This is a genomic window from Variovorax sp. 22077, from assembly GCF_052044195.1.
GTDB classification, from domain to species: domain Bacteria; phylum Pseudomonadota; class Gammaproteobacteria; order Burkholderiales; family Burkholderiaceae_C; genus Variovorax; species Variovorax atrisoli.
Genome location: NZ_JBQEQC010000029.1, coordinates 60,770 through 87,288, shown reverse-complemented (window position 1 = coordinate 87,288; position 26,519 = coordinate 60,770). Strand labels below are relative to the sequence as shown.

24 protein-coding genes are annotated in these 26,519 nt (G+C 70.4%); 7 read left to right on the top strand and 17 right to left on the bottom strand.

The window, feature by feature from the left end; translation table 11 throughout:
- Positions 1 to 131: 131 nt before the first annotated feature.
- The 6 genes from ACTJLF_RS30540 to ACTJLF_RS30515 form a co-directional block, all read right to left on the bottom strand.
- Positions 132 to 794, bottom strand: coding sequence for a hypothetical protein (locus ACTJLF_RS30540; RefSeq protein ID WP_440884541.1), 663 nt, complete (start codon positions 792 to 794; stop codon positions 132 to 134).
- Positions 791 to 1,618 carry a COG1470 family protein gene (locus tag ACTJLF_RS30535; protein WP_440884540.1) on the bottom strand — a complete coding sequence of 276 codons (828 nt, stop codon included), beginning with the start codon at positions 1,616 to 1,618 and terminating at the stop codon, positions 791 to 793. Before ACTJLF_RS30535 ends, ACTJLF_RS30540 begins: the two co-directional genes overlap by 4 nt.
- Before the next feature lie 151 nt (positions 1,619 to 1,769).
- The gene (locus tag ACTJLF_RS30530; RefSeq protein ID WP_132756272.1) at positions 1,770 to 2,279 is read right to left on the bottom strand and encodes a hypothetical protein; all 510 of its coding nucleotides are present in this window, start codon (positions 2,277 to 2,279) and stop codon (positions 1,770 to 1,772) included.
- On the bottom strand, positions 2,276 to 2,920 hold the full coding sequence (locus ACTJLF_RS30525) for a hypothetical protein (protein ID WP_440884539.1): 645 nt from the start codon (positions 2,918 to 2,920) through the stop codon (positions 2,276 to 2,278). Before ACTJLF_RS30525 ends, ACTJLF_RS30530 begins: the two co-directional genes overlap by 4 nt.
- Complete coding sequence (locus ACTJLF_RS30520; RefSeq protein ID WP_019657738.1) at positions 2,920 to 3,525, bottom strand: hypothetical protein; 606 nt, start codon at positions 3,523 to 3,525, stop codon at positions 2,920 to 2,922. Before ACTJLF_RS30520 ends, ACTJLF_RS30525 begins: the two co-directional genes overlap by 1 nt.
- A 55-nt stretch (positions 3,526 to 3,580) precedes the next feature.
- A complete protein-coding gene (locus tag ACTJLF_RS30515) occupies positions 3,581 to 5,719 on the bottom strand; it encodes an SdrD B-like domain-containing protein (protein WP_440884538.1) in 2,139 nt (712 codons plus the stop codon).
- A 464-nt stretch (positions 5,720 to 6,183) separates the two neighbouring features.
- Between ACTJLF_RS30515 and htpG the strand changes: the two genes are divergently transcribed.
- From htpG to ACTJLF_RS30490, 5 genes are all read left to right on the top strand, one after another.
- A complete protein-coding gene (gene htpG / locus ACTJLF_RS30510) occupies positions 6,184 to 8,220 on the top strand; it encodes a molecular chaperone HtpG (protein ID WP_019657739.1) in 2,037 nt (678 codons plus the stop codon).
- 47 nt (positions 8,221 to 8,267) lie between these two features.
- Positions 8,268 to 8,948, top strand: a complete 681-nt coding sequence (locus tag ACTJLF_RS30505; RefSeq protein WP_440884537.1) for a hypothetical protein — start codon at positions 8,268 to 8,270, stop codon at positions 8,946 to 8,948.
- Positions 8,949 to 9,059: 111 nt separating this feature from the next.
- Complete coding sequence (locus ACTJLF_RS30500; RefSeq protein WP_440884536.1) at positions 9,060 to 10,052, top strand: Bug family tripartite tricarboxylate transporter substrate binding protein; 993 nt, start codon at positions 9,060 to 9,062, stop codon at positions 10,050 to 10,052.
- Between the two features lie 84 nt (positions 10,053 to 10,136).
- Entirely contained in the window at positions 10,137 to 11,834 is a 1,698-nt protein-coding gene (locus ACTJLF_RS30495; protein WP_440884535.1) for a hypothetical protein, read from the top strand.
- 172 nt (positions 11,835 to 12,006) lie between these two features.
- On the top strand, positions 12,007 to 12,372 hold the full coding sequence (locus ACTJLF_RS30490; protein ID WP_132756256.1) for a nuclear transport factor 2 family protein: 366 nt from the start codon (positions 12,007 to 12,009) through the stop codon (positions 12,370 to 12,372).
- A gap of 7 nt (positions 12,373 to 12,379) precedes the next feature.
- Here ACTJLF_RS30490 and ACTJLF_RS30485 read toward each other — a convergent pair whose 3' ends face one another.
- From ACTJLF_RS30485 to ACTJLF_RS30470, 4 genes are read right to left on the bottom strand one after another with little or no spacing between them, the layout of a single operon-like run.
- Positions 12,380 to 13,507 (bottom strand): hypothetical protein, encoded by a 1,128-nt coding sequence (locus ACTJLF_RS30485; RefSeq protein WP_184607628.1) that lies wholly within the window; start codon positions 13,505 to 13,507, stop codon positions 12,380 to 12,382.
- A 3-nt stretch (positions 13,508 to 13,510) separates the two neighbouring features.
- Positions 13,511 to 14,293 carry a hypothetical protein gene (locus ACTJLF_RS30480; protein ID WP_354325085.1) on the bottom strand — a complete coding sequence of 261 codons (783 nt, stop codon included), beginning with the start codon at positions 14,291 to 14,293 and terminating at the stop codon, positions 13,511 to 13,513.
- Positions 14,283 to 15,296: a hypothetical protein gene (locus tag ACTJLF_RS30475; RefSeq protein WP_132756250.1), complete on the bottom strand. Its 1,014-nt coding sequence runs from the start codon at positions 15,294 to 15,296 to the stop codon at positions 14,283 to 14,285. Before ACTJLF_RS30475 ends, ACTJLF_RS30480 begins: the two co-directional genes overlap by 11 nt.
- A gap of 49 nt (positions 15,297 to 15,345) precedes the next feature.
- Positions 15,346 to 16,374 carry a glycosyltransferase gene (locus ACTJLF_RS30470; protein ID WP_440884534.1) on the bottom strand — a complete coding sequence of 343 codons (1,029 nt, stop codon included), beginning with the start codon at positions 16,372 to 16,374 and terminating at the stop codon, positions 15,346 to 15,348.
- Positions 16,375 to 16,470: 96 nt separating this feature from the next.
- Between ACTJLF_RS30470 and ACTJLF_RS30465 the strand changes: the two genes are divergently transcribed.
- Positions 16,471 to 17,817 (top strand): UDP-glucose dehydrogenase family protein, encoded by a 1,347-nt coding sequence (locus tag ACTJLF_RS30465; RefSeq protein ID WP_440884533.1) that lies wholly within the window; start codon positions 16,471 to 16,473, stop codon positions 17,815 to 17,817.
- Here ACTJLF_RS30465 and ACTJLF_RS30460 read toward each other — a convergent pair.
- The 3 genes from ACTJLF_RS30460 to ACTJLF_RS30450 all read right to left on the bottom strand — a co-directional run bounded on the left by ACTJLF_RS30460 (position 17,800) and on the right by ACTJLF_RS30450 (position 21,939).
- Positions 17,800 to 18,945 carry a CaiB/BaiF CoA transferase family protein gene (locus ACTJLF_RS30460; RefSeq protein ID WP_440884532.1) on the bottom strand — a complete coding sequence of 382 codons (1,146 nt, stop codon included), beginning with the start codon at positions 18,943 to 18,945 and terminating at the stop codon, positions 17,800 to 17,802. The two genes, ACTJLF_RS30465 and ACTJLF_RS30460, sit on opposite strands and share 18 nt — an antisense overlap.
- A 286-nt stretch (positions 18,946 to 19,231) precedes the next feature.
- Positions 19,232 to 20,209 carry a Bug family tripartite tricarboxylate transporter substrate binding protein gene (locus ACTJLF_RS30455; protein ID WP_019657750.1) on the bottom strand — a complete coding sequence of 326 codons (978 nt, stop codon included), beginning with the start codon at positions 20,207 to 20,209 and terminating at the stop codon, positions 19,232 to 19,234.
- A gap of 35 nt (positions 20,210 to 20,244) precedes the next feature.
- Positions 20,245 to 21,939, bottom strand: a complete 1,695-nt coding sequence (locus tag ACTJLF_RS30450) for an acyl-CoA dehydrogenase family protein (protein ID WP_440884531.1) — start codon at positions 21,937 to 21,939, stop codon at positions 20,245 to 20,247.
- Between the two features lie 100 nt (positions 21,940 to 22,039).
- On the opposite strand from ACTJLF_RS30450, the gene ACTJLF_RS30445 reads away from it, so the two are divergent.
- Positions 22,040 to 22,942, top strand: a complete 903-nt coding sequence (locus ACTJLF_RS30445; RefSeq protein ID WP_440884530.1) for a LysR family transcriptional regulator — start codon at positions 22,040 to 22,042, stop codon at positions 22,940 to 22,942.
- Here the strand turns inward: ACTJLF_RS30445 and ACTJLF_RS30440 are convergent.
- From ACTJLF_RS30440 to ACTJLF_RS30425, 4 genes are all read right to left on the bottom strand, one after another.
- A complete protein-coding gene (locus ACTJLF_RS30440; RefSeq protein WP_440884529.1) occupies positions 22,933 to 23,967 on the bottom strand; it encodes a serine/threonine protein kinase in 1,035 nt (344 codons plus the stop codon). The two genes, ACTJLF_RS30445 and ACTJLF_RS30440, sit on opposite strands and share 10 nt — an antisense overlap.
- Before the next feature lie 36 nt (positions 23,968 to 24,003).
- Positions 24,004 to 25,119, bottom strand: coding sequence for a DUF2855 family protein (locus ACTJLF_RS30435; protein ID WP_440884528.1), 1,116 nt, complete (start codon positions 25,117 to 25,119; stop codon positions 24,004 to 24,006).
- A gap of 259 nt (positions 25,120 to 25,378) precedes the next feature.
- Positions 25,379 to 25,804: an organic hydroperoxide resistance protein gene (locus ACTJLF_RS30430; protein ID WP_019657755.1), complete on the bottom strand. Its 426-nt coding sequence runs from the start codon at positions 25,802 to 25,804 to the stop codon at positions 25,379 to 25,381.
- A gap of 105 nt (positions 25,805 to 25,909) precedes the next feature.
- The gene (locus tag ACTJLF_RS30425; RefSeq protein ID WP_019657756.1) at positions 25,910 to 26,365 is read right to left on the bottom strand and encodes a MarR family winged helix-turn-helix transcriptional regulator; all 456 of its coding nucleotides are present in this window, start codon (positions 26,363 to 26,365) and stop codon (positions 25,910 to 25,912) included.
- Positions 26,366 to 26,519: the final 154 nt, after the last annotated feature.

Below are 26,519 nucleotides of genomic sequence, written 5' to 3'. Positions count from 1 at the left end.
CCCAGGCTTCGCGCACTTCGTGTCGCTGCGCCAACCCCCTTCCGGGGGCAACACCGGCGGCCCGGCCAAGCCGGTTCCGCGGTGTTCCTGGAAAGACGTACCTCCTCGGCAATTGCCTTGGCTGGAACGCCTCAGGGCGAACTGGCGGTGAAGGTGACCTGGCCGGTGTAGGTTCCCGCGGTGCGGCTGGCCAGGTTGGCGTAGGAGAAGGTCCAGGTCGCGGTGCGCTGGGTGACGAGGTTGGCGAAGGCCGTGCCCGCGACGTTCACCGCGGTGCCGGTGCCCGTGTTAGGGATCTGCGGCGCGGGCAGGCTGGCGTCGCTGCTGGCGATGGTGATCTCCGAGAGCGGGATCGTGCTGGCGCCGCTCGCCAGTGGCGTGGTCGCGGTGGCCCGCAGCGTGACCTGCCCCGCGTTGCTGCGCACCTCCACCGGCAGCGCGTTGCCCGAAGGCGTGACGCTGAAGGCCGGCGCGGCGCCGCTCCAGTTCACCGACCTGTTGTTGCCTGCGACCGGCGTGGTGGGCACGGGCGGGATCGAGGGCGTGAGCACGAAGCTCACCGTGCTGGGAGTGCCGCCCGGCGTGGGCCAGGCGCCATTGCCGATGCGGAAGAAGATGAACTTGTCGATCGCGATGGTGAAGTCCAGGTTCACGCCGGTGCTCAGCGGTACGGTCGCACTGGGGCCCGCGGTGCTGGACGCGGCCTGCGCAGCGGGCGTGCCCGCCCCCAGCGCACCGGCGATCAAGCCCGCCATGGCGAGGGTGCCGGCGCGATGCGTCGAGCGCAGCGTCATTTCAATTCGACGTCCACCTTGAAGCTGCCCTTGTCCCAGTCCAGCCTGCCGCTGGCCTTGACCGGGTAGGCGGGTTGCGGCGCGGGCTGCCCGTTCTCGCCCTTGGGCACCAGTGCGAGGGTGCGTGTCTGGCCCGGCAGGATCGGCGTGCCCTCGGGCACCAGTTCGAACGCGCGGCCCTGGCTGTCGGTGGCGTCCAGGCTGCCTTCGAGGCGGCCGTGGGCGTCGCCGGTGTTGACCACGGTGACCACCGCGCGGCGCGCACCGCCGGCTTCGCCGCTGGCGATCTGCCTGATCTCGAGCCTGGGCTCGGCGCCGTCGAGCATCACGTACACCGCCACCGCGATGCGGCCGGTGACCGGCAGGCTCAGGCTGGCGCCGCCGTTGCGGATCACGGTCTGCTGCGCCGGCTCCGTGCCCTCGATGGCGATCATGAAGCGGCATTCGCCGCGCGGCGCGTCCGCCGGCGGCTCCACCTGGAAGCGGAACGAGCGCTTGCTGCGCGCGGGCACCGAGAGGCTGCGCCGCTCCAGCACCACCCACGGCCTGCAGCTGCCGGGCAGCAACTCGTCGTGATAGCCGATGTTGCCTTCGGCCGAGTAGCTCCAGTCGATGGTGCGCATCGTCACCTCGGTGGCGGCCGAGGCCAAGTTGTGGATGTCGAGCGACTGCCCGAGCCGCGCGCCGGCCTTGCCCGCGAGCTCGAAGCGCGACGGGGTGACGGCCAGCTCGAAGGGCGCGGCCCTCGCCATGCCGGCAGCCGCGAGCAGCGCAAGGCAGAAGGACGCGAGGGAGAAGGACGGGAGGAAGGCGGTTGCTTTCATGTCAGTTGTCCATCGCGCCGCGCACCACGCGCAGCCCATGAAACGGACGCAGCCGATGCGCGGGCACCCGTGGAACTGGCTTGGCCAGGCCACGGGGGGCGTCCCCCTCCCGAAGGAGAGGGGGAAGGCGCGAAGCGACTCAGGGGGTGTCTCATGGAATTGTCTCGATCTCGAAGAACGACTCGAAGCTCAGCGCCGAGCCCGACGGCATGCGCAGCTCGCGCGGATCGATGCGCAGGGTCAGCTCGAAGGTCTCGTTGATCCACGGCGACTGGACCACGCCGTTCCACACCTGCACCCGGTCGCCGGGGCGGCCGCTGCCGCTCGCGAAGGCGCCGTTGCCGCGCCACTGCACCAGCATCCCGGCCGGCGAGCGCAGGCCCGCGACCATCGCCGGGATCACGTAGAAGATGCGCGCGCGCCGGCCCACGTGCGCAGCGGTGGCCAGCCGGTATTCGATGCGCCCAAAGGGCAGCACCAGCATGTTGCCGTCCATGCCCTGCGCATTGGCGAAATCGGTGCGCACCTGCGCGCGCGGCGAGGCCGAATCGTCCAGCCGCGCGACGGCGGCGGCGGCCGGCGCGCACGGCATGCCGCCAAGCAGCAGCGCGGCGACGGCGGCGAGCCCCGGGTGCAGGCGGCGAAGGATGCGAAGGGTCATTCCATCGACGCCGTGAAACGCACGGTGCCCCTGTAGTTGCCGCCCGGGTACATGGTGTTGTTGTCGTAGGAGAACTGCAGCTGCGTGGCCGTGATGTTGTTCGACAGGTAGGTCCAGGTGCCCACGCCCAGCACGCAGGGCAGGCCGAGCGGGCCGACGCAGAAGGTGGCGTTGGCGTTGTAGCTCGCGATCGTCTGGCTGGCGGTGCCGTCGAAGCGGCCGCTCTGGATGTCGCCCGAGGCCGCGCTGCTGTTGTTGGAGGCCACCCAGCTGATGCTGCTGAACGGAATGGCGGTGCTTGCGCAGCCGCCCGACTGGCAGGTCAGGGCCACGGACGAATCGACGCGCAGCGTTACCGGCCGCGCCACGGTGGTGTTGGCCACGGGGCGCACCGGCATCACCCAGACGCTGATGGCGGGCGTGCCGGTCACGGCCGTGGGGGTGAGCCCCGCGTTGGCGCCGGTGACGCTGAAGGCCACGGTGTCGACGGTCGCGCCGGCCGAGCCCACGCGAAGTGTCAGGCTGTAGGTGCTGCCGGTGTCGGTGACCGTGGTGATGACGGCCCGCGCGGGCATGGCGGCGAGCATGGCCGCCGCCGCGGCGATCGCCGTCGCCGCCGCCATCGCCGCATGCGCAGGCATCAGATGCCCTGGGCCGTGTACGTGACCGTGTTCGTGTAGGTGCCAGCCACCCAGCCCGCGGGCGTGCCGCCGAGCGTGTAGGCCCAGGTGCCGGAGGCGACCGCGTTCGAGGTGAAGGAGGTCGAGGCGCAGGCGCCGAGGTTGGCCCCGGGGTGCGGCAGCGTGCCCGTGGTCACGACGGTGAAGTCCGCGTTCGCCGGGCCGCCGGTCGCGGGTGCCCAGGTGCCCATGGCGCAGTTGATGGTGCCGGCGCCCGCGTTGGTCCAGGCGTACACGTTGAGCGTGTTCGTGGTCGACGCGGGCGTGACGGTGGGGGCCGCGCCGTTCCAGTCGACGTTGGTGTTGTTGCCCGTGACCGGCGTGGTGGGCACGGGCGGGATGCTGAGGGTGGAGGCCCATGTCACCGTGTCGACCGTGGTGTTGGTCGAGCCCACGCGCAGCAGGATCAGCTTGGGCACCGTCACGCTCAGGTTCACCCTGGCCTGCGCCGTGATGGTGCCCGTGCCGGAGCCGTACTGGCTCTCGGCGAGGGCGCCGCTGCCGGCCAGCGCGAGGCCGGCCAGGCACAGGGCCGGCAATTTGCGGGAGATGCGTGCTCTGGTCATGGAGTCTCCTTCGGTTGAATGCACGGGGGTGGGGAAAGCGGCAGGTCGGCGCAGCTCATTCGCCCACCTTCACGACGGGGATCGCCGCACTGGCCTGGCCGCGCAGCGGGACGTTCACGCTCACCCCGGTCTCGCCGGCCGCGCCCCATGGCAGCGGCACGCTCTCGAGCCTGAGGGTCAGCTGGTGGCGGCCGGTGGTCACCAGCGGAAATTCGAAGCGGCCGTCGCGGTCGGTGACGGCGCGGTAGCGGTCGTCGAGCAGCACCTCGACTCCAGCGACGCCGCCTTCGCCCGGCTGCTGCTCGCCGTCGCGGTTGGCGTCGTAGAAAACGCGCCCCGACACGCTGCCGCCGCCCGGGCCTTCGGCACGCACGCCGGCCGCCCGGTAGCCCGTGCCGGCACTGCCTTCCCAGCGCAGGTAGACGTAGGCGGTCTTCTCGTTGCTGCGATAGAGATTGGGCGCCGACCACGAAGTCGGCAGCAGCGAGGCCCGCGCCTGGTTGAAGTTGGCGACGAACCCCATCTTCCAGCCCGAGCCCAGGTCCTTCTCGGCCGTGAGCGAGCCCGACAGGCCGCGGCTGGTGTAGAGGCCGCCGCTTTGCGATGTGTAGCGCAGGTTGCCGCCCACGTGGAAGCCGCTGTCGATCCAGTAGCGGAACTGCAGGCCCGCCGTCGGGTAGCTGCGCGCGGTGCCGCCGCTGCGGTCGCGCGCATGGCCGATGGTGGTGGTGAGCTCGGGGCGCATCGTCTCGTAGCGCCCGCCGATCCAGTCCTGCTCCCACTGCACCTCCTGGCCGGTGGCGGCGGAATCGCCCAGCACGATCAGCTCGTTGCGCCGCACCGTCAGCGTGAAGCGGCTGCGCGGCCAGTCGAAGAAGCGGGTCTGGTAGAAGGCGCTGCCGTAGAGGCTGCGCCCGTCGCTGCTGCTGCCGCCGGGCGCGCCGCCGAAGGTGCCGGCGAGGCTGTCGTCCGCGCGGCCCTCGTAGCGCGTGCGGTAGGCGCTCAGGCTGCCGCCGATGGAGCTGTAGCGGTCGAAGATGTACTGGAAGTTGCCGCTGGCGCCGAAGCGCCTGTAGCCCGACAGGCGGAAGCTGGCATCGGCTGCCGCGCGCTCGTAGTCCAGGCCGGCGCCCCAGCTCATCCGGGTGGTGTTGCGGTCGACCCGCCAGTAGGCGCCGCGCGTGCCGGTGGCCAGTGCGTAGTCGCCGAAATACAGGTTGGGCCGCGCCGTGTAGGCGCCGAACTCGTGGCGGTACAGGCCGGTGCGCGCGCTCGCCTCGACGAAGAGGCCGTGCGAGCCGCCGGTGGCCACGCCCGGCGTGGGCGAGGCCACGCGGCTGCCCACCAGCGTGGCGCGCGCCCTGAAGTCGCCGTCGCGCACCACCTCGCGGCCCCAGCCGAGCGAGGCGGCCCAGCTCGTGATGTCCTTGCGGCCGTAGCCCTGCGCCGTCAGCGGGTCGTAGTAGTAGGCGGCCACGTTGCGCGCCCGGTCGAGCTGGAACGAGGTGAACCACTGCTCGTCCAGCCGCAGCGTGGCCCCGAGCCAGCCCAGCGTGCCCTGGCTCTTCTCGAAGCCGGGGTACGGCCCGCCCGTGAGGTTGCCGCGCTCGCCGAAGCCGGCGCGCACGTCGAACCCGCTGCCGTAGATGCGCGTGGAGACGCCGCGCACCGTGGTCGAGCCCAGCGAGAGCCTGTAGTTGCGCGACAGGCCGTCGGTCAGCTCGCTGTAGGCGTCGCCCACCGTGGTGTCGGCGAAGATCCGCGTGGTCAGCGGCAGGCCGATGTTGCGCAGCGCGAAGCGGCCGCTGGTGTTCTCGCGCGCGTAGCCCAGCGAGCCGATGCCCAGCCCGCCGGTGGCGTTGTCGCCGCCCAGGTGGCGGCCGTCGGCCTGCAGCACGAACTCGCCGTAGTTGAGCGTCTCGCGGCGGTATTCGAGGCGCTGGCCGAACTCGGTCGCGCGCTGGCGGCCGTAGCCGGTGGTCGTGGCGTCGCCGAAGCCGAGGCGGCTTTCCACCAGCCAGGCGCGAAAGCCCTCCGGCTGCTCGGACTCGGGGGTGGCCTCGGCCGCGGGAGCGTCGGCGTCGGAGCTCATGAAGCGGTCTTCGTAGGCCTTGGGCGCGGATTCGAGGAGCGCCTTCAGCCGCGCCTGCTCCGCCTGGGCGCGGTCGAGGGATTCGATGCGCGCGTCAGCCACGACGTGGGCGGCCGGGGCCGTCGCCTGCGGTTTCTGCTGGGGTTGCGCCTGTGCCTGTGCACAGGACAGGCAGGCGAGGGCTGTCGTGCACTCGAGCCATGCAAGGGCGGCCACCGGGCGCCTCGCGGCTCCGGGCGGGCCGGAAACGGCCCCTGGCGACGTGCAAGTCATCAGAAGTCATCCCTTGTCTCGTTCCCCGGGGCTGCACCCCTGTTCGTGTCACTTCTTGGCAGTCGTCAGGATATTTCAGAACTGTTAACAAGAGTCAATTTTTCGGGCCGCGGAGGGTTTTCCCCACAGGAGAACGTGGGCCTCCGGCCTTCAGGAAAGTCAAAACTGGAACGTTGGATTTCATTTGCTCGTGATGAGAACAAAGGGCGACCCAGTTGAAGACTTTGGCGCGGCGGCGCCCGGCGGCGCCGCGCCCGACTTAGAATTTTTCCGGTTTCGACATTTCAATTTCCATGGCTGATTCCTCCAAAACCAAACTTCCGTTCCAGGCCGAAGTCGCACAGCTGCTGCATCTGGTCACCCATGCGCTCTACTCGAACAAGGAGATCTTCCTGCGCGAGCTGATCTCGAACGCATCGGACGCCTGCGACAAGCTGCGCTTCGAGGCCCTCGACCATCCCGAGCTGTACGAAGGCCAGTCCGACCTCGACGTGCGCCTGAGCTTCGACAAGGCCGCGCGCACCATCACCATCACCGACAAGGGCATCGGCCTGTCGCGCCAGGAGGCGATCGACAACCTCGGCACCATCGCCAAGAGCGGCACCAAGGACTTCATGAGCAAGTTGAGCGGCGACCAGAAGGCCGACGCGCAGCTCATCGGCCAGTTCGGCGTGGGCTTCTACTCGGGCTTCATCGTGGCCGACAAGATCACGGTCGAATCGCGCCGCGCGGGCCTTCCGGCCGACCAGGGCGTGCGCTGGGTGAGCGGCGGCGCCGGCGACTTCGAGGTGACCGACATCACGCGCGCCGAGCGCGGCACCAGCATCACGCTGCACCTGCGCGAGGATGCCGACGAGTTCCTCAACGCCTGGAAGCTCAAGCAGATCGTCGGCAAGTACTCCGACCACATCTCCCTGCCCATCCTCATGGAGAAGGAAGAGTGGAAGGACGGCGAGAACGACCAGCCCGGCGACATGGTGAAGACCGGCGAATGGGAGACCGTCAACAAGGCCAACGCCTTGTGGAGCCGCCCCAAGAAGGACATCACCCCCGAGCAGTACGAGGAGTTCTACAAGAGCATCAGCCACGACTACGAGGCCCCGCTCGCATGGAGCCACAACCGCGTGGAAGGCAGCACCGAGTACACGCAGCTGCTGTACATCCCGGCCAAGGCGCCCTTCGACCTGTGGAACCGCGACAAGAGCGCGGGCGTGAAGCTCTACGTCAAGCGCGTCTTCATCATGGACGACGCCGATGCGCTGATGCCCAGCTACCTGCGCTTCGTCAAGGGCGTGATCGACTCGGCCGACCTGCCGCTGAACGTGAGCCGCGAGCTGCTGCAGGAAAGCCGCGACGTGAAGGCGATCCGCGAGGGCAGCACCAAGCGCGTGCTCGGCATGCTGGAAGACCTTGCCAAGAAGCAGAAGACCTCGCCCGAGAGCGGCGAGGGCAGGATCGACGTGGGCTCCGGCGAATCGGTGCCGGCCCCCGAGCCGACCGAAGGCGTGACCGACGTGGTCGACAAGAACGCGCCCACCGCCGCCGAGACCGCCGCTGCCGCGGCCGACGAATCGGGCAAGTACGCCAAGTTCTACGCCGAGTTCGGCGCGGTGCTCAAGGAAGGCCTGGGCGAGGACTTCGCCAACCGCGATCGCATCGCCAAGCTGCTGCGCTACGCCTCCACCACCACCGACTCGGTGAGCGTGAGCTTCGCGGACTACAAGGCCCGCATGAAGGAAGGCCAGGACGCCATCTACTACATCACGGCCGACACGCTCGCCGCCGCCAGGAATAGCCCGCAGCTCGAGGTCTTCAAGAAGAAGGGCATCGAGGTGCTGCTGATGACCGACCGCGTGGACGAGTGGGCGCTGAACTACCTCAACGAGTTCGACGGCACGCCGCTGCAGAGCGTGGCCAAGGGCGCGGTCGACCTCGGCAAGCTGCAGGACGAGGCCGAGAAGAAGGCCGCCGAGGAAGCTGCCGAGTCGTTCAAGCCGATGCTCGAGAAGCTCAAGGAAGCGCTCAAGGACAAGGCCGAGGACGTGCGCGTGACCACGCGCCTGGTCGATTCGCCCGCCTGCCTCGTGGTGCAGGACGGCGGCATGAGCACGCAGCTCGCGCGCATGCTCAAGCAGGCCGGCCAGCCCGCGCCCGACCTGAAGCCGGTGCTCGAAGTCAACGCCGAGCATCCGCTGGTGAAGAAGCTCGAGGGCTCCTCGCACTTCGACGACCTGGCCAACATCCTGTTCGACCAGGCCCTGCTGGCCGAAGGCGGCCTGCCGGCGGACCCGGCGGCCTACGTGAGGCGCGTCAACGCGCTGCTGGTGTGAACGGCCGGCCGCGCGTCATCCGGGCAGCGGCCGTCGTTCCGGCGGCGATGCTGCTGCTCCTGGCGGGCGGCTGTTCCCACTACCACGTCGGCATTCCGCTGGTGCCCGGGCTCTCGCTGGGGCTCGGCGCCACGAAAGACGGCAATTTCTCCGTGGGGCTCAACACCGGCTTCGGCCCGCTGGGCGCGGGCGTCGCCGTGAACAACGGCGGGCAGGTGTCGGGCTCGGCCGGCGTGGGCGTCGGCGTGGGGCCGGTGCGCACCGGCGTGAGCAAGGGGGCCGTGCTCTACGACCCCAAGGCCGGCCCGGCGGCTCCCGGAACTCCTGCAGCTCCTGGAGCGCCCGTTGCGCCGGCCGCGGCTGCCGGCACTGTGGCTTCGGCTGCGCCAGCCGCTCCTTCACCGGGAGCTTCCCCGGCCGGCACGCCTGTCGCCTCTTCCGCCGCCGCTGCGCCCGCCCCCGTGCAGTACTACTCGACACCCGAGGCTCCCTTCACGCCCGTGGCACCCGTCGTCCCCCCGAAGCCGGTGGCTGCGGCGCCGGCTCCCTCCAGGAGGGCGCCGCTGGTCAAGATCACGCGACCGCCGCCGGAGCCGGCTGCACCCGTCGCCCAGGCGGCGCCCGCAGCCGCACCCGCCGTCAACGTCACCTACCGCACGCCGGCCGTGGCCGCCGCCGCGGCAGCGGCCCGCGAGGCCGGCACGCCGGGCAATCCGGTCGCGCCCTGACTTCTTCCTGATCGCCCCGCATCCCCGCTCGGCCCATGTGGCCTCGCGGCATGCGAACGCCCGGGCCGGCGGCGATGCCACTACCATGGCGCAGAACCCGTCCGCCCTTCCATGACAAGCCGCCGACCGCTTCTGCAGCAACTCCTGGCCATGACCGCGCTTGCGGCCGGACCGTGGCTGCCGCGCGCAGCGAAGGCGCAGTTCGCCTATCCCTCCAGGTCGATCCGCTGGATCGTGCCCTACCAGGCCGGCGCGGGTACCGACATCGTCGCGCGCACCATCGGCGCGCAGCTCGCCATCGACTGGGGCCAGTCGGTGAGCATCGAGAACCGCGCCGGCGGCAACACCGCGCTGGGCGCCATGGAGGCCGCGCGTGCTCCGGCCGACGGCTACACGCTGCTGTCGGCGGACAGCGGCACGCTGGTGTTCAACCCGGCGCTGTACCGCAACCTCAGCTACAACCCCTCGCGCGACTTCGCGCCCGTCACCCTGCTCGGGCGGCTGCCGATGGTGCTGCTGGTGGGGCCGGCCAGCGGCGTGAAGGACGCACAGGCCTTCATCGACGACGCGCGCGCCTTCCCCGGCAAGGTCAGCTACGCCTCGGCCGGCACCGGCAGCCCGCAGCACCTGTCGATGGAACTGCTCGAACGCGAGGCCGGGCTGGAGATGGTGCACGTGCCCTACCGCAGCGCCGCGGCCGCGGTGGCCGACGTGGCCGGCGGCCAGCTGCCGGTGATGATGTGCGACCTGGCCGCCTCGCGCCGTTTCATCCAGAGCGGCAGGCTGCGCCCGCTGGCGGTGGCGAACCCCTCGCGCCTCGCGCAGCTGCCGCGCGTGCCCACCTTCGCCGAGATCGGCCTGCCGCGCGTCGAGGCCGCCGCGCTCATGGGCCTGGTGGTGCCCGCCAACACGCCGGGCGAGATCGTCTCGCGGCTGCAGCAGTCGGTCGCCAGCGCCATCCACAACCCCGCGGTGCAGCGCCGGCTGTCCGAGTACGGCGTGGAGCCCGCGGGCGACACGCCCTCGCGCTTCGCGGCGCTGCTGCAGGGCGAGTCGGCGCGGTGGCATCCGCTGATCCGCGACCTGAACCTTTCGCTGGACTAGGACGCCGCCTTTACGGCAACTTTGCCGAAGCGCCGCGCCTTGCTCACGCCGGGCTAAGACGGCCTGCCTAGATTGGCGGGGCCCATGACCACCCGCCGGTTCCATCACGTCGTCTTCGCCGACGATTTCTTCCGTTCTTCCGCCAACGGGCTCCAGTACCACGTCGCCAACCGGCGCTTCCTTCGAGGCTTCCTCGACTCCGCGCTGGGCCGCCTGGGCCTGCCCGCGAGCGAGGTCGCGCCGATGTCCGAGGGCGGGCGTATCGACGTCGCCCGCCTCATGGACCGGCTGGAGCTGCCCTGCACGCCCGCCGGCTGGGCGCGCGCCTGCGTGACCGACCTCGCGCCGCTGGCCGGCCGCGACGGCATGCCGGCCTTCGGCCCCGGCTGCCTGGTGATCGGCTGGGGCCTCACGCCCGCGCAGCAGCGCTGCATCGACACCTGCGGCGCCAGCTACCTCGACATCGAGATCGATCCGCGCCGCTTCACCGAGCGCCTGCACTTCTGCGCGCGCACCAACGACCCCGCCATCGAAGCCGCGCTTCTGGCACGCCGGGTGGACGAGGAGCTGTTCTGGAACCACGCGAGCGCGCTCAAGGGCCGCTTCGCGCGCCACGGAGCCGGGTCGCTCTTCGACGCGAGGCTGCGCGTGGGCCTCTTCTTCGGCCAGAGCCTGGTGGACCTGTCGCTCGTCAGCGGCGGCCGCACCATGCACCCGGCCAGCGTGATCGCGCCGCTGCGCGAGCTGGCCCGGGGCGTGGACCTGCTGGTGGTCAAGCCGCATCCGTACGAGCCCGCGCTGCACGACCTGGCGCCCATCGCGCGCGCCATTCCCAACGTGGCATGGACGCGCGAGAACACCTATGCGCTTCTGTCGGCGGGCAATGTGCATTTCGCGGCCAGCCTGTCTTCCAGCGTCCTGACCGAGGCGCGCTACTTCCGCAAGCCCGCCCACGCGCTGATCCGCGCCGACCGCAACGCGGGCGAACTGCTGCCCGCCGCCTGCTCGGGCTGGATACCGGTGGGCGCGGATCTGGGATCGAAGGACTTCATGGCAGCCGCCTGCGGCATGGAAGAAGAAGGCACCGCCGTCGACGCCGTGCGCAGCTTCGCGGCCTGGCCCTCCACGGCCATCGACCGCGCCTTCCTCACGCGCTGGGGCCTCGACGACCAGGCCGCCGGCCTGCCCGCCGTGGCCGAGCTCCAGTTGGGCCGCCCCTACCTGTTCCGGCCCGGCAGCCCCGCGACGGGCTGGCTGAGCCATGGCTGGTCGGGCTTCGACGGCGAGGGCGCGCGCAGCGAGGGGGAACTTGCCTGCCTCGTGGTGCCGCTGCCCGCGCTGTCGGCGCCGTCACAGGCCTGCGTGCAATCGCTGTCGCATCGGCAGCCCTACCGCGTGGAGGTGCGCGTCGACTATCGCGGCAACGCCAGGTCCACCAGCGTGCACGCGATGTTCGACGGGATGGTGCTGCCAAGCCAGCAGACGACCGGCGCACGGCGGCGCAGCCTGGTGTTCGAGGTCGAACCGGCCGCGGGCCGCAAATGCCTGGTGCTGCAGTTCGTCGTGGCCGGTACCGGTGTGCGCGGCGGCCCGATGCGCAGGCGCGCGGCGCCTCCGGCCTTCACGATCAGGAAGCTGCAGGTGTCGCTGCGCATGGGCCGGGGCGTGATCTCCGCGCCGCCGAAGGCGAAGGCGGTGCGATGGCCCGAGCTGCATCCGGTGCGCGCGATGGCCAGGAGGTTCCGTGCGCTGATTGATTCGGCGCGCGGAATCGCAGGCTGACGCAAGTAGCCTTCCGCCGCGTGCGCTTGCCTGGGCAGCCGGAGCCCACGAGCCGAAGACTGACGCCCTCGCTGCAGGCAGGCTGGCAGCCGGCAGAGCCGGACCGACGGAAATTGGACTTCGCCGGCACGCGTGCATTCGCATGCGCCGCACGAACACAGGAGAGTTCCGGATGTCCGAGACCCACAAGGCAATCCTCGAGAAGGCCAATGCCGCCATCGCCCAAGGCGACCACGAAGGATTTCTCGCGTTCTGCACCGACGACACGAAGTGGACCTTCGTCGGCGACAGAACCCTCGACGGCAAGCAGGCGGTGCGCGAATGGATGGCGACCGCCTACCTGGAGCCACCCCGGTTCGAGGTGCACCGCCTGATCGCCGACGGCGACTTTCTCGCGGCCCTCGGAGAGATCACGCTGAAGGACGAAACCGGCAAGGCGACCCGCCATGCGTACTGCGATGTCTGGCGCTTTCGCGATGGCCGGCTGGCCGAGCTGCAGGCCTTCGTCGTCGAAGCCCGCCCGCAGGCGCAGGGCTGACGGCCGCCTATCGCTGCGCGTTCGACGCCGCAAGCCCGTGCAGCAGCACGACCCAGTGCTGTAGCCGCTCGATGGCCGCCTGCCGGCCGTCGGCAGTGCGCACCGCGTCATCGGCCGTCGCCGCGAGCAGTTCCTGGGCCGCGCCCGCCACGGCCCGTGCGAACTTCGGCGCGTCGCCGCGCCACACCACCACGCGGTGCGCCAGCCCGAGCTGCGCCGCGCGGCCCGCGTTGATCGCCTGCTCGGGCTGGTCGGTGAGCAGCAGCAGGATCGGCCTGCGGTAGACCGCCGCGATCGACAGCGCCGCCATGCCCGGTGCCGAGACGATGAAGGCGCTGTGCGCGGCCGCCTCGATCCAGTGCTCGTCGCGCGCGTGCCAGTGCGGGCGGTGCGCATAGCCTTCGCCGACGAGGTGCGCGGGCACGCCGGCGTCGGCGAGGCCCTGCTCCAGCCCGTCGGCCAGCGCCGGTTCCTGGAAGTGCGGGTTGAGGTAGACGGCCGCGACACGATGCTGCGTCGCATCGCCCCTGTCCACCGCGTCGACCACGGCCACCGGCGTGGCCAGCCGGTGACGGCCGCGTTCGTCGTGCCGGTGCTCGCCGTAGGCGAAGTCGTGCTCGATGCGCGCGAGGCTGCGGTCGATCTGCCAGGCCACGATGCGGCCGAACAGACGGGCGACGAAGCCCGGCATGCGTCCGCCGAAGTTGGTCTCCAGCGCATGCCGCAGGCTCGCGCCGTACACGTGCACCACCTTGCGCCTCCACAAGGGCAGCCAGCCCATCAGCAGCAGCGCGGGGTGGAAGGAGTCGTTCACCACCAGGTCGGCATCGCGGAAGTGCGCGCGCAGGCGCCACACGTCGCGCAGCATGCGTTCGGGCCTGAACATGTACAGCGCCACGTTGCGGTCGGTCTCGCGGCGCAGCATGTTCTGCTGCGTGTCGAACTGCACCGCGTAGTGGCGCGAGAGCACCGGCGCGTCGATGCCGAAACCGGCGAGGAAGCGCGCGCCCTCGTCGGAGGTGGTGAGCACGCGCACCTGCGCACCGGCCTCGCGCAGCGCATGCGTGAGCAGCTGCGCGCGCATGAGGTGGCCGCGCGCGTCCGCGGTCGCGAGGTACAGGATGCGCGGCGGCATCGCTCAGGCGTGGTGCCGCACCGGCGGCGCCGAGCCCGGGCGCAGGCGCAGCGCCACGCCGGCGAGCCACATGCCGAGAGCTCCCGTCACGCCGAAGCCGCGCTCGGTGTCGCGCACCTCGCGCATCAGCTGCGCGAGCCGCGCCTCTTCATGCGGCGCCACGCAGCGCTGCAGCGTGCGGGTGCACAGGCGGATGTGGCGGTCCTCGTCGGCCATCACGCGCGCGAGCAGCGGATGCAGCGCGTGCTGCGAGCCGATCAGCGCGCAGTGGCGCTGCAGGATGCGCGAGGCCATCTGCTCGGCCGCAAGGCCGATGGCGTAGGCGGGAACCAGCCCGCCGTGCGCGAAGTGCGGCGCGTGGCGGCGGATCAGCGCCTGCCAGCGTGCGAGCTTGCGGCGGCTGAACCAGTCGGGCCTGGGCGCTTCCTCCGGCGATGCGGCGGCCTGCGCGCTGCCCCCGCGCTCGACGATGGCCTGTGCGAACAGGCGCGCATGCAGCTGCTCGTCGGCCAGGTGCTGGTCGAGCTGGCGAACGAGCCATTCGGGCGGCGCGATGCGCAGCTCGCGCTGCAGCGCCTGCTCCGACGATTCCTCACCCACGAGGTAGAAGCGCAGCAGCAGCATCTCTCCGTCGTTGCTCGCATGCAGCTGCCGCAGCGCAGCGCGCTTGACGTGGTGCACCAGCCGGGCCTGCAGCGCGGGCCAGCCGCGCAGTCGCGGCGGCGAGAGGCACTCGAAGCCGGGCGCGGAGCCGGCCGGGTTGCCAGGCGTGGGGTCAGCGGCCATCGGCCCTGGTCTTCACCGGTTGCGGCGGCTGTTGCTGCTGCCAGCCCAGCACCAGCCCGATGAAGCTGTCCTGCAGGAATGCGCGCGCGGCGGCGTCGGCGCCCGCGAACTCGCGCTGCTGGCCGTCGTAGCGGATGTAGCCCTTGCCGTCGGCGGCGCCCAGCAGCAGCTTCTCGTTCTTGCGGAAGCCGCGCTGCAGCAGGGGCTGCAGCAGCGGCTGCGATTCGAGCCCGTAGAGGAACATGTCGCGCTGGATCACCTGGCGCGGGATCTTGCTGCTGAGCGCCTGCAGCTCGAGCGTCCAGTTGCCCTGCCGCATCGCCTCGGCCAGGTCGCGGCCCTTGGCGCCCGGCGCGCGGAAACGCGCGCGCGCCACCGACTTGGAGGCCCGGCTCAGGCCGAGGCCGATGGTGATGTCGGCGTCCCGCGCGCCATCGGCGCGGTTGTCGTCCACCTGCACGAACACGTTGGCCAGCCGCGCGGCCAGCGAGGGCTTCGCCAGCGCCTCGACGATCTGCTCGGCGGTGAGCATCACGCGCTCGCTGCCGGGTTCGTTCACCGTCACCTTGTACGGATCGATGCGGATGTCGTCGAACTCGCCGCTCACCGGCGAATGGGCATGGCTGCTGACCGACCACTCGCTGCCCGAGCGGCTCAGCAGCGCATGGAAGGTCAGCGGCACGCGCTGGCCGTCGCGCGCGCGGCCGGAGCCCTGCAGCAGCACGTCGCCGACGATGGTCTTCTCGGGGTAGCTGCGGGTGCTGGCGAAGCGGATGGTGTGGGCCGCCGGGTCGAGCGCGGCGTGGGTGTCGGCGTCGTCCAGCGCGAGGCGGTTGCACTCGCTGCCGCCACCCGCGAGCGCGGCGAAGGGGCAGCCGGCGTCGGACTTGAAGTTGAAGACGCCGCGGCCGGCGAAGTCGGCGGCGCCGGCCAGCGCGCAGGCGCCGGCGAGCGCGAGGCCCAGTGCCGCTCGGCGAACGGCAGGTGAAGGGAAGTTGCGCATGGTCTTTGTTCGTTCTTCTTCTGCGGAAAGGGAAAGGAGCAGGGCTCGATCAGGGCCGGTGATACGACAGCGCCTGCGCATCCGCGTGGGTGCGCCCGGTCGTGTGCCAGCCGATGCCGCGCGCGAACGCGCCCAGCATGTCGATGGCCGAGAAACCCATGATCAGCGCCACGCCCGCGAGCCAGCGCAGGCCGCGCAGCGGCGGCAGGTCTTGATGGTTGAGCGCCTTCATGCTGAAGCCCAGCCGCGTGAACAGCACCGCCAGCGGCCCGATCGGACCGCTGCGCGCGAGCCACTGCCAGCGCGGCGACACGTAGCTGCGCAGCAGGTGCGGCGTGAGCGAGTAGGTGTCCTGCCCACGCATCCAGCGCAGCTTCAGCGCCTCGGCGCGGGTGTCGGGCAGGCGGTGCTCGGTGTGGGCCGCGGCTGCGTAGTGGATGGGCACGCCCGCCGCCTTCAGCCGCATGCCGAGCACCTGGCAGTGCGCGCGGTAGACGCCGTCGAGCGCCTGGTAGCTGTGCTGCTCGAACACGTCGCGGCGGAAGGCCACGTTGTTCGCGTAGAAGTTGCTCGTGGCGCCGGCGTGGTCGGCGTTGGGGAAGTACATGAAGTCGATGGTGGTGAGCGCGGTGCCCACCACGTCGGCTGCATAGCTGGTGCGCCCGGCCACCACGGCTGGCGCTTCGGCGCCCCTGGTGAAGGGCAGCAGCATCTGAAGCAGCCAGTCGTCGTCGGGCAGGCAGTCGGCGTCGGCGAACACCACGTGCGTGCACCGCTGCGCGTCGGTGGCCGCGAAGCCCGCGTTCTTGGCGTCGTAGTAGCCGGTGCTCGCGTCGATGCGCACGAAGTCGACCGGGCGGCCTGCGAGCGCGCTCACGGCCTCGCAGGTGGCGGGGCTCAGACCGTCGTGCGTGATGACCACCTGCGCGAGTGCGGCGAGCGGCAGCTTCTGCCTGCCCAGCAGGGCGACCAGGCGCTGCAGGCTGGCACCGGCCCTGGCCTCGGCATCGGCTCCGCCGCGCAGGTTGTTGGTCTCCAGGACCAGAGCGCAACGCGCGGCAACTTGATCGGGCATCATCGAATTTTCCTGTCCGGACATCGTTTTGAAGGCTTGCATCCTGCTTTTATCGCACAACCGCGCCCGCCACCAGTGCCGCGCGCCTTGGGGCCAGCCATGAACGTGACCATCTTCGGCGCGGGCTACGTGGGCCTGAGCTTCGCGGCCTGCCTGGCCGAGGCCGGCCACGAGGTGCTGTGCGCGGACGCGGACCTGGCGCGCATCGAGGGGCTGCAGCGCGGCCTGATGCCGCTGCACGAGCCGGGCCTGGAGGCGCTGGTGGCCTCGGGCATCGCCGCCGGCACCCTGCGATTCACGGCCGACGAGCGCGCGGCCTGCGCGCACGGCGATCTGCTCTTCATCGTGGTGAACACGCCGGCCGATGCGCAGGGGCGGGTCGAACTGCGGCACGTGATCGCGGTGGCCGCCGCCATCGGACGGCATCGCGATCGCGACGCACTGGTGGTCTGCAAATCGACCGCGCCCGTGGGCACGGCCGCGCAGGTCGAGGCCGTGCTGGGCGGCGAACTCGCGCAGCGCGGCGTGCGGCACCGCATCGCCGTGGCGGTGAACCCCGAGTTCCTGCGCGAAGGCTCGGCGGTGCGCGACTGCCGCCAGCCCGACCGCGTGGTGATCGGCAGCGAGGACCCATGGGCCGTCGAGCTGTTGACCCGGCTCTACGCGCCCTTCATCCAGGACCCGCAGAGGCAGCTGCTGGTGATGGACCGCCGCTCGGCCGAGCTCACCAAGTACGCGGCCAACGCGATGCTCGCCGCCCGCATCAGCTTCATCAACGAGATGGCCCGCGTGGCCGAGCTGGCGGGTGCCGACATCGAGGCGGTGCGGCGCGGCATCGGCGCAGACCGGCGCATCGGGCCCGACTTCCTGCAGGCCGGCGCGGGCTATGGCGGCTCCTGCCTCGCGAAGGATGTGCGGGCGCTGGTGCATGCGGCCGACCGCGGCGGCCACGCGCTGCGCATCCTTGCCGCGGTCGAGGCCACGAACCACGAGCAGAAGGGCCGCCTCTTCGACCTGATGACGCACCACTTCGGCGGCCGCATCGCCGGCAAGACCGTCGCGGTGTGGGGCCTGGCCTTCAAGCCCGATACCGACGACATGCGCGACGCGTCCAGCCTGGTGCTGCTGCAGCGGCTGTGGGCGGCCGGTGCGCGCGTGCAGGTCTACGACCCCGCGGCGATGCCGAACGCGCGCGACCTCCTCGGCGATCGCGAGGACCTGCGCTGGTGCGCCACGGCGCCCGAAGCACTGCAGGGCGCCGATGCGCTGGCGCTCGTCACCGAGTGGGACGAGTTCCGGAGCCCCGACTTCGCGCACATCGCGAAAGAGCTGCACACTCCGGTCATCTTCGATGGCCGCAATGTGTACGACGCCGCGGAGGTCGAGTCGGCGGGCATCGCCTACTACGGCATTGGCCGCGGCCGGTCGTCACTGCGGCTGGGCTGAGTCCTGGTCCTGCGCGAGGAAGGCGTCGCCGGGCGTGAGCGGCGCATGCCGGTAGCTCGCCGGCGTGCGGCTGAGCTTCACCGGCGCGCCGATGCCGCGATAGCCGCCGGGCATCTCCACCACCATCTCGCGGTGCTGCGTGTGCGGATGCTGCAGCGCGGCATCGACCGGCAGCACGGGCGCGGCGGGCACGCCGGCGGCCATCAATTCATCGACCAGCGAGCGACCGTCGAACGCCGCCATCGCGGCCTCGAGCCGCTGCTTGAGTTGCGCGCGGTGCACCGAGCGCGCGCCGGCCGTGCGAAAGAGCGGATCGTCCGCGAGCTCGGGCACGCCGATGCAGCGGCACATGCTCGCGAACTGCCGGTCGTTGCCCACGGCGACGAACACAGGGTCGGTGCCGGTGGCCAGTGCGTCGTAGGGATAGATGTTCGGATGCGCGTTGCCGGTGCGGCGGGGCTCGGTGCCGTCCATGAACCAGTTGGCGGCGTGCGGATGCAGCAGCGAGAGGCCGCTGTCGTACAGCGCCGCCTCCACGAACTGGCCGCGCCCGCTGCGGTTGCGTTCCTGCAGCGCGAGCAGCACGCCGATCACCGCGTTGAGGCCGGTCACCATGTCGACCACCGGCAGGCCGACGCGCAGCGGACCGCCATCGGCCTCGCCGTTGATGCTCATGATGCCGGTCATGGCCTGCACGGCGGCGTCGTAGCCCGGCAGCCCACCCAGCGGGCCGTCGGCGCCGAAGCCCGACACGCGGCACCACACCAGGCGCGGGAAGCGCTTCGACAGTTCCTCGTAGCCGATGCCCCAGCGCTCCATGGTGCCGGTCTTGAAGTTCTCGATCAGCACGTCGGCCTCGGCCACCAGCGCGAGCAGCGCCTCGCGGCCTTCATCGTTGGAGAAGTCCAGGTGCTGCACGCGCTTGTTGCGGTTGAGCCCGTGGTAGTACGAGGCCACGCCTTCCCTGAAGGGCGGGCCCCAGGTGCGCGTGTCGTCGCCCTGCGGCGGCTCGACCTTGAGCACGTCGGCGCCGTGGTCGCCGAGGATCTGGCCGCAGTAGGGGCCGCCGAGGATGCGGGAGATGTCGAGGACTCGGATGCCTGCGAGGGCGCCTTGGGCTTGCGTCATTTCTTGTTCCTGTGTTTTGCTTTGCGGGGCGCGTGCACAGGCCGCCGGGTACTCCGCTCCGCGAATGTCCCCCGGGCCTGCGGCCCTCCTCCTTTGTTTCGCTGCGGGGAGCACCCGACGCCCTGTGCACATGGACGCTCTGCTGGTGCCGGCCGCATGAGCGCAGCGCTCATCGATCACGACGATGGGGTGCCTTGCGCAGCGAAACGAAGGAGGAGGCCGCAGGCCGGGGGACATTCGCGGAGCAAGGCACCCCGTCGGCGTGATTGCTCCCCGGATGGCTGCCTCAGTCGAGCTGCGCCCCCGACTTCTTCACGACGTCCTTCCACTTCACGGACTCGCCAGCAATGAACTGCCCGAGCTTCTGCGGCGAAGTGTCGGCAGGCACTTCGAGACCCTGGGCCGCGAACATCTGCTTCACCTTGGGCGAATTCAGCACTTCCGTGAACGCATGGTTGAGCTTGTTCACGCGATCGGCAGGCGTGCCGGCCGGCGCGACGATGCCGAAGAACACGCTCACGTCGTAGCCCTTGTAGCCCTGCTCCGAGATCGTCGGCACCTCCGGCAGCGCCTGCGAGCGCGCGACGGTGGCCACGCCCAGCGCGCGCAGCTTGCCGGCCTTGACGTAGGGCAGCGCGGTGAGGATGTCGGTGAAGGTCATGCTGACCTGGTTGCCCAGCAGGTCGTTGAGCGCGGGGCCGGTGCCCTTGTAGGGAATGTGCTGCAGGTCGGTGCCCGCCACCGAGTTGAAGAGCACGCCCGCGAGGTGCGACGAGGCGCCGTTGCCCGACGAGGCATAGCTGAGCTTGCCGGGGTTGGCCTTCGCGTAGGCCACCAGCTCCTGCACGTTCTTCACCGGCAGCGACGGGTTCACCACCAGGATGTTGGGCAGGTAGCCGACCTGGATCACCGGCGCGAAGCTCTTGACCGGGTCGTAGTTGATCTTGCGGTAAAGGCTCGAGTTGATGGCCAGCGGGCCCGAGGTGCCGAACAGCAGCGTGTGGCCGTCGGCCTCGGCGCGCGCCACGTATTCGGCGCCGATGTTGCCGCCGGCGCCTGCGCGGTTCTCCACGATCATGGGCTGGCCGAGGCGGTCCTTCATCTCGGCGGCGAGGGTGCGCGCCATCGCGTCGGTCGGGCCGCCGGGCGGGAAGGGCACGACCAGCATCAGGGGCTTGGAGGGGAAGGCGTCGGCCGCTTGCGCAGCGGGCATGGCAGTCATCAGCGTGGCACAGGCGGCCAGCAGGAAGGTGATGCGTTTCAAGGGATGTCTCCGATTTTTTGAATGAAAGAGAAAGCTCAGGCGGGCACGGCCGTGGGCAAAGCGGCTGCCGCGTTCCAGTCCGCGGGCATCGCGTCGGGCGAGAGCGGATCGCGTGGCAGCACCCGGTGCAGCAGCACCAGCTGCGCCCAGCGCAGGCGCGCTGCCGAGCCGCCGCGCGAGGCCTCCCAGGCCATCGCGATGGCGCTGGTGCAGTGATAGAGGGCGGAGGCGGCCTGGCGCGCGAGCACGTCGCCGCCTTCGCGCGCGGCCGTCTCGGTGAGCGCGGCGGCGCGGTCGAGCGCGCTGCGCAGCGACTTGTCGAAGCCGGGGGTGAGCGCCGCGTCGTCGAGCAGCGTCGCGCAATGCGCGCGCAGCACCGGCAGCGAGCCCTCGCGCTTCACCGCGCGGATCACGTCCAGCGCCACGATGTTGCTCGTGCCTTCCCAGATCGAGCCCAGGTGCGCGTCGCGCACGAGCCGCGCGTCGCTCCATTCCTCGATGTAGCCGCAGCCGCCGCGCACTTCCATCGCGTCGCCCGTGACCTTGCGCGCATCGCGGCAGGCGCGGAACTTGATGAGCGGCGTGAGGATGCGCAGCAGCGCATAGGCATCGGGCTCGCCGGCGTCGGAACGCGCGAGCGCCAGCGCCGTCTGGCACACCATGGTGCGGGCCTGTTCGGCGGGCAGGCGCAGCTTGTCGAGCTGGCGCTGCATCAGCGGCATCTGCTCCAGCGTGCGGCCGAAGGCGCGGCGTTCGGATGCGATGAACTCGGCCTCGGCCACCGCGCGGCGCATCAGGCCGGCGGCGCGCACGCCGTTCGACAGGCGCGAGTTGTTGACCATGTCGGCCATCTGCACGAAGCCGCGGCCTTCCTCGCCCACCAGCCAGGCGGTGGCGCCTTCGAGGCGGATCTCGCCGCTGGCCATCGAGCGCGTGCCGAGCTTGTCCTTCAGCCGGATGATGCGGTAGCTGTTGAGGCTGCCGTCGTCCAGCCGGCGCGGCAGCAGGAACAGCGACACGCCCTTCATGCCCTGCGGCCCGTCGTCGGCGCGCGCGAGCACCATCGCGAAGTCGGCGTCGGGGTTCGAGCAGAACCACTTGTCGCCCGTGAGGCGCCAGCTGCCGTCCGATTCGCGGCGGGCCATGGTGGCGGTGGCGGCGATGTCGGAGCCGGCGGCCTGCTCGGTCATGAACATCGCGCCCTGGGCGAGTTCGTCGAAGTCCAGCGAGGTGAGGCGCGGCAGATACTTCGCGACCAGCTCCGGGCTGCCGAACTTCTTCAGCGTGCGCGTGAGCGAGTCGGTCATCGACACCGGGCAGCACAGGCCGAACTCCGCCTGCACGAACAGGTAGGTCAGCACGTACTTGACCAGCGGCGGCATCCTGCCCTTCCAGCCCAGCGTGTCGTCGCGGTGCGAGATGGCGGCGAGGCCGAATTCGGCGAGCGCGAGGCGTTCCATCTCCACGTAGGCGGGGTGCTTGACGATCTTCTGTTCGTCCAGACCGGTGCGCGTGCGCTGCTTCAGCACGGGCGGGTTGCGGTCGGCGGTGCCGGCCAGCTCGTCGATCAGGCCGCCCGCGAGGCCGCCCAGGCGCTCGAAGTGCGGCTGCATGTGGCGGCGCAGGTCTTCGGGCAGGTAGAGCGCGAGCAGGGCGTGCAGCTCGGCGTCGGTGGTGAACAGGTTCTGGCCGTGGCGGTCGGGGATCGGATGGGCGTGCTCTGCGGACATGCGCGTTGTCTCCTGGGGTTCCTTGTTTGGCGCATTGTTGGAGCCGCGACGATCCGTGTCTAATATCGATTTGGTCTTGTTCGATTCGATCTGACTATCCATGGAACTGCGGCACCTGCGCTACTTCTGCGTGCTCGCCGAGGAGCTGCACTTCGGGCGCGCGGCGCGGCGGCTGTCGATCTCGCAGCCGCCGCTGTCGGTGGCGATACGCCAGCTCGAGGACAACGTGGGTGCGCGCCTCTTCGAGCGCAACAGCAAGGAGGTGCGGCTCACGCCCGCTGGCGAGGCGCTGCGGGTTTCGGCGCGCCGGCTGCTCCTGCAGGCCGAGGAGGCCGCCATCGAGGCGCGCGACGTGGCGCTGGGTTCGGCCGGGCGGCTGCGCATCGGCTTCGTCGGCGCGATGCTCTACCGGGGCCTGCCGCAGGCGCTGCGCGCCTTCCAGGCGAAGCATCCGGCGGTGCGCATCACGCTGAGCGAGCTCAATTCGGGCATGCAGATCGCCGAGCTGATGAACGACCGGCTCGACCTGGGCTTCGCCCACACGCACCGCGTGCCGCCCGAGCTGCAGCACCGGCTGCTGCTGTCCGAACCCTTCGTGGCCTGCCTGCCCGCCGGCCATGCGCTGGCGCGCAAGCGGGTGCTGGCACCGGCCGACCTGCGCGAGCAGCCCTTCGTGCTGTTCTCCCGCGAGGTCTCGCCCGACTACCACGAGCGCATCCTGAGCATCTGCGCCGACGCGGGCTTCCTGCCCGAGGTGAGGCACGAGGTGCGCCACTGGCTGGCGGTGGTCTCGTGGGTGTCGCAGGGGCTGGGCGTGGCGCTGGTGCCGCAGGCGATGCGGCATTCGGCCCTGCGCGGCGCGGTGTTCAGGCCGCTCGACAGGGCGGTGGTGCAGTCGGAGGCCTACGGCATCTGGCGCAACGGCCCGGCCAACGTGCTGGTCGAGCGGCTGCTGGAGGGCGTGGCCGACAGCCTCGCCGCCACGCGGGAAGATCAGGCGTAGAGCGGCTCTTCCGCCATCTGCTCGCACTGCTCCTCGAGCATGAGGATCTGCCCCTTCCAGTAGTCGCTGGAGCCGAACCACGGGAAGTTGATCGGGAAGATCGGGTCTTCCCAGCGCCGCGCCAGCCAGGCGCTGTAGTGGATGAGGCGCAGCGTGCGCAGCGGCTCGATCAGCGCCAGCTCGCGCCGGTCGAACTCGCGGAACTGCTCGTAGCCGTCGAGCAGGCCCGACAGCTGCGCGGTGCGCTGCGCGCGGTCACCGGACAGCAGCATCCACAGGTCCTGCACCGCGAAGCCGGTGCGCGCGTCGTCGAGGTCGACGAAATGGGGCCCGCCGCCGGGGCGGTCGGTGGGCGTCCACAGGATGTTGCCGGGGTGCACGTCGCCGTGCAGGCGCAGCTTGCGGGGCTGGAAGTCGGACGAAGGCGGATTCGCCGCGAGCGCCGTGGCGCCGATCATGTCCAGCGCCTCGTTGCAGGCCTTCTCCCAGTCGCGCTGCACGTCGAGCGGGATCTTTTCGTTGGCGAGCAGCCAGTCGCGCGAGGCGATGCCGAAGCTCTGCAGGTCGAGCGCGGGCCGGGCCTCGAAAGGCCTGGCGCCGCCCACGGTGTGGATGCGCGCCAGGAAGCGGCCCACCCATTCGAGCACCTCGAAGTCGTCGAGCTCGGGCGCGCGGCCGCCGCGGTAAGGGCTCACGCTGAAGGCGAAGCCGGCGTGGTGGTGCAGCGTGCTGCCGTCGAAGGCCAGCGGCGGCACGGCCGGCACCTCGGCAGCGGCCAGCTCGAGCGAGAAGCCATGCTCCTCGAGGATCTCGGCCTCGCTCCAGCGGCCGGGGCGATAGAACTTGACCACCACCACGCTGCGGTCTTCCAGGTGAACCTGGTAGACCCGGTTCTCGTAGGAATTCAGGCCGGTTAGCCGGCCGTCGCCGTACAGGCCGAGCGTCGCGAGCGCGTCGAGCACCGCGTCGGGCGTGAGGCTCTCATAGGGATGTGTGTTCGCGGGCGCCGCGGAAGATTGGGTCATGCGGCAATTGTCGTCGCCGCCGGGCGCCCGTCCGTCTCAGGACGTGACGGCCTGCCTGGAAAGGGAAAGGATGTGACCCGTGCGCGGATCGCCCTTGCCGCCCAGCACCTGCGCATAGGCCGCCTGCACGGCCGCTGCGCCATCGTGATGCTCGGCGCGAAGCCAGGGCGCCTTCGCGTCGGTGACGGTCGCCATGAAGTCGTGCCAGGCCGCGACCATGCGGCGCCCGAACTCATCGGGGCCCCATTCGGCGGTTCGCTTCTTGATCTGCGCCGGCGCGAAGAAGAGCGTGGCGCGCGGGCCCGGCAGGTCCTTGCCTGCGCCCTTGGCCGCGAGCTGCTCGACGTGCGTGCCGCCGATGGAGCTGCTGTACTTCAGGTTGGCGAAGCGCTCGTGGATGGCGTTGCGCAGCGCGCCGTTGCCGGCGAAGTCGACGTACACGCAGGGCGCGTCGGCCGCGATGGAATCCAGCGTGTCGTAGGTCACGACGCGGTCGTAGCAGCCGAGGCTCTCGCAGAAGGCCACGTTGGCGGGCGAGGTCAGCCCGATCACCTCGATGCCCTCGCGCTTGTGCAGCTGGAAGGCGGTGCCATAGGCCGTCTTGCTCGATGCGCTCGACAGCAGCATGGTGTTGGCGCCGAAGAAATCGTTGTCGGCCATGAAGTCGTCGATCAGCCACGAGGTGATGAACAGCGGGCGCAGCAGCGCCTGGATGTCCTCGGTGCCCGCCGTGTAGAGCGGGTCGCTCGCGCAGCGGAAATACTGGTTGTAGACGGCCGGCAGCTCCGCGCGGTGCGGCGCCACGTCGGTGAAGCGCTCGGGCGAAAGCCGCCCGGGGCTCAGCACCGCGCCCGAGGCCATCGGCCAGTAGCCGTACAGCCGCTCGCCCACCGGCACGCCCGGGTGCAGCGACTGCACCACGCTCGCGAAGCCCCACACGGGGATGCTGCCCCAGCCTTCCTCGCCGCTCGGGAAGAACTGCCAGTAGCTCATCGCGTCGCCGAAGGCCGCATACGTGATGTTGTTGGAGGTGAGCGCGAAGCTGTCGATGCGCACCCGCACCTGGCCGTCGGCAAGCGCCTGGTCGGTGGCGGTGCGAAGGCGGGTGGCGGCAAGCTGGTCTTTGCGGATGAGGAGGCTGGTGGTGCTCATGAGCGTGGCTCCTGGCTGGCGGTTGCGGGATTCGCCGACGTTAGCCAAGCTTGATGAAAGGCGCCATCGCGCGGCGGCTTCCGGCGTCACCCGTGAGACATCGGCGGGCATGAAAAAAGCGGCCCGGCTTGAGGCCGGGCCGCTCTGTATGTGATCCCTTCAAGAGAACACCGAGGAACCGGCTCTGCCGGGCCTCAGGTGTTGCCCCCGGTAGGGGGTTGGCGAAGCGACACGAAGTGCGCGTAGCCTGGGGGCGAGCTCAAGCAATGGTCAGTTCGACGTCGATGTTGCCGCGCGTGGCGTTCGAGTACGGGCACACCTGGTGGGCGGTGTCGACCAGCTTCTGCTTGGCTTCGGCGTCGAGGCCGGGCAGCGTGATCGCCAGCTTCACGGCGATGCCGTAGGCGGCGCCGCCGTTCGTCGGGCCGAGGGAAACGCTGGAGTCGATGGCGACGTCTTCAGGCACCTTCACGCCGATCTTCGGGCCGACGGCCTTCATCGCGCCGATGAAGCAGGCGGCATAGCCGACTGCGAACAGCTGCTCGGGGTTGGTACCGGGCTTGCCGGAACCGGGCGAGCTCAGCTTGACGTCGATCGCGCCGTCGCTGGACTTGCCTGCGCCGTCACGGCCGCCGACCGTGTGGGCTTCTGCGGTGTAGAGCACTTTGTCGAGCTTGGTGGTCATGGTGATTCCTTTGGTGGTGATGAAGTTGAAGGGAGGGTGGTGAAAAGGCTTCGTTCTCTTTCCTTGCGGAAGTCGACCGGAGCGGGAGAAACATGTTGCGTGGCGTCAGGCCGCCTTCCTGATGCGGTCGCGCAGCGTCTGGATCTGCTGGGTGAGCGAAACCAGCTCGGGCACCGAGCACTCGGCCGCAGCCATCAGGCAGGCGGGCACGTTGGAGGCGCGGCTCTTGAGCCTGCGGCCCGCGGCGGTCAGCGTGATGTGCACGCGCCGCTCGTCGGCCACGTCGCGCACGCGGGCCACGTAGCCGTTGGCCTCCAGGCGCTTGAGCAGCGGCGTGAGCGTGCCCGAGTCGAGCGAGAGACGCTCGCCGAGCTCGGAGACCATGAGGCCGTCCTGCTCCCAGAGGGCGAGCATCACGAGGTATTGGGGGTAGGTGAGCTGCAGCTTCTCCAGCACCGGCTTGTAGAGCCGGGTCATGGCCAGCGAAGCGGAATAGACGGCGAAACAAAGCTGGTTGTCCAGCTTGAGCATTTCGTCGGCGTTGATGGCGGTGGAGGGCATGGGCTGAATTGTAGCGAACAATTAAATTGCGTGCAATGTAATTTGAAAGTATCGATATACAGCCGGTCCGGGGCACATGAAACCCGGTTTTCGTGTCCGCCTGTTGACCCGGCCCCTGGGGCAGCCCTTACAAAAGCGGAAACTCCTGCCGAAA

Excerpts from the sequence above, each read along its gene's own strand:
- ACTJLF_RS30540 (WP_440884541.1), bottom strand. The coding sequence starts at position 794 with ATGACGCTGCGCTCGACGCATCGCGCCGGCACCCTCGCCATGGCGGGC.
- ACTJLF_RS30535 (WP_440884540.1), bottom strand. The coding sequence starts at position 1,618 with ATGAAAGCAACCGCCTTCCTCCCGTCCTTCTCCCTCGCGTCCTTCTGC.
- ACTJLF_RS30530 (WP_132756272.1), bottom strand. The coding sequence starts at position 2,279 with ATGACCCTTCGCATCCTTCGCCGCCTGCACCCGGGGCTCGCCGCCGTC.
- ACTJLF_RS30525 (WP_440884539.1), bottom strand. The coding sequence starts at position 2,920 with ATGCCTGCGCATGCGGCGATGGCGGCGGCGACGGCGATCGCCGCGGCG.
- ACTJLF_RS30520 (WP_019657738.1), bottom strand. The coding sequence starts at position 3,525 with ATGACCAGAGCACGCATCTCCCGCAAATTGCCGGCCCTGTGCCTGGCC.
- htpG (WP_019657739.1), top strand. The coding sequence starts at position 6,184 with ATGGCTGATTCCTCCAAAACCAAACTTCCGTTCCAGGCCGAAGTCGCA.
- ACTJLF_RS30505 (WP_440884537.1), top strand. The coding sequence starts at position 8,268 with ATGCTGCTGCTCCTGGCGGGCGGCTGTTCCCACTACCACGTCGGCATT.
- ACTJLF_RS30500 (WP_440884536.1), top strand. The coding sequence starts at position 9,060 with ATGACAAGCCGCCGACCGCTTCTGCAGCAACTCCTGGCCATGACCGCG.
- ACTJLF_RS30495 (WP_440884535.1), top strand. The coding sequence starts at position 10,137 with ATGACCACCCGCCGGTTCCATCACGTCGTCTTCGCCGACGATTTCTTC.
- ACTJLF_RS30490 (WP_132756256.1), top strand. The coding sequence starts at position 12,007 with ATGTCCGAGACCCACAAGGCAATCCTCGAGAAGGCCAATGCCGCCATC.
- ACTJLF_RS30485 (WP_184607628.1), bottom strand. The coding sequence starts at position 13,507 with ATGCCGCCGCGCATCCTGTACCTCGCGACCGCGGACGCGCGCGGCCAC.
- ACTJLF_RS30480 (WP_354325085.1), bottom strand. The coding sequence starts at position 14,293 with ATGGCCGCTGACCCCACGCCTGGCAACCCGGCCGGCTCCGCGCCCGGC.
- ACTJLF_RS30475 (WP_132756250.1), bottom strand. The coding sequence starts at position 15,296 with ATGCGCAACTTCCCTTCACCTGCCGTTCGCCGAGCGGCACTGGGCCTC.
- ACTJLF_RS30470 (WP_440884534.1), bottom strand. The coding sequence starts at position 16,374 with ATGATGCCCGATCAAGTTGCCGCGCGTTGCGCTCTGGTCCTGGAGACC.
- ACTJLF_RS30465 (WP_440884533.1), top strand. The coding sequence starts at position 16,471 with ATGAACGTGACCATCTTCGGCGCGGGCTACGTGGGCCTGAGCTTCGCG.
- ACTJLF_RS30460 (WP_440884532.1), bottom strand. The coding sequence starts at position 18,945 with ATGACGCAAGCCCAAGGCGCCCTCGCAGGCATCCGAGTCCTCGACATC.
- ACTJLF_RS30450 (WP_440884531.1), bottom strand. The coding sequence starts at position 21,939 with ATGTCCGCAGAGCACGCCCATCCGATCCCCGACCGCCACGGCCAGAAC.
- ACTJLF_RS30445 (WP_440884530.1), top strand. The coding sequence starts at position 22,040 with ATGGAACTGCGGCACCTGCGCTACTTCTGCGTGCTCGCCGAGGAGCTG.
- ACTJLF_RS30440 (WP_440884529.1), bottom strand. The coding sequence starts at position 23,967 with ATGACCCAATCTTCCGCGGCGCCCGCGAACACACATCCCTATGAGAGC.
- ACTJLF_RS30435 (WP_440884528.1), bottom strand. The coding sequence starts at position 25,119 with ATGAGCACCACCAGCCTCCTCATCCGCAAAGACCAGCTTGCCGCCACC.
- ACTJLF_RS30430 (WP_019657755.1), bottom strand. The coding sequence starts at position 25,804 with ATGACCACCAAGCTCGACAAAGTGCTCTACACCGCAGAAGCCCACACG.
- ACTJLF_RS30425 (WP_019657756.1), bottom strand. The coding sequence starts at position 26,365 with ATGCCCTCCACCGCCATCAACGCCGACGAAATGCTCAAGCTGGACAAC.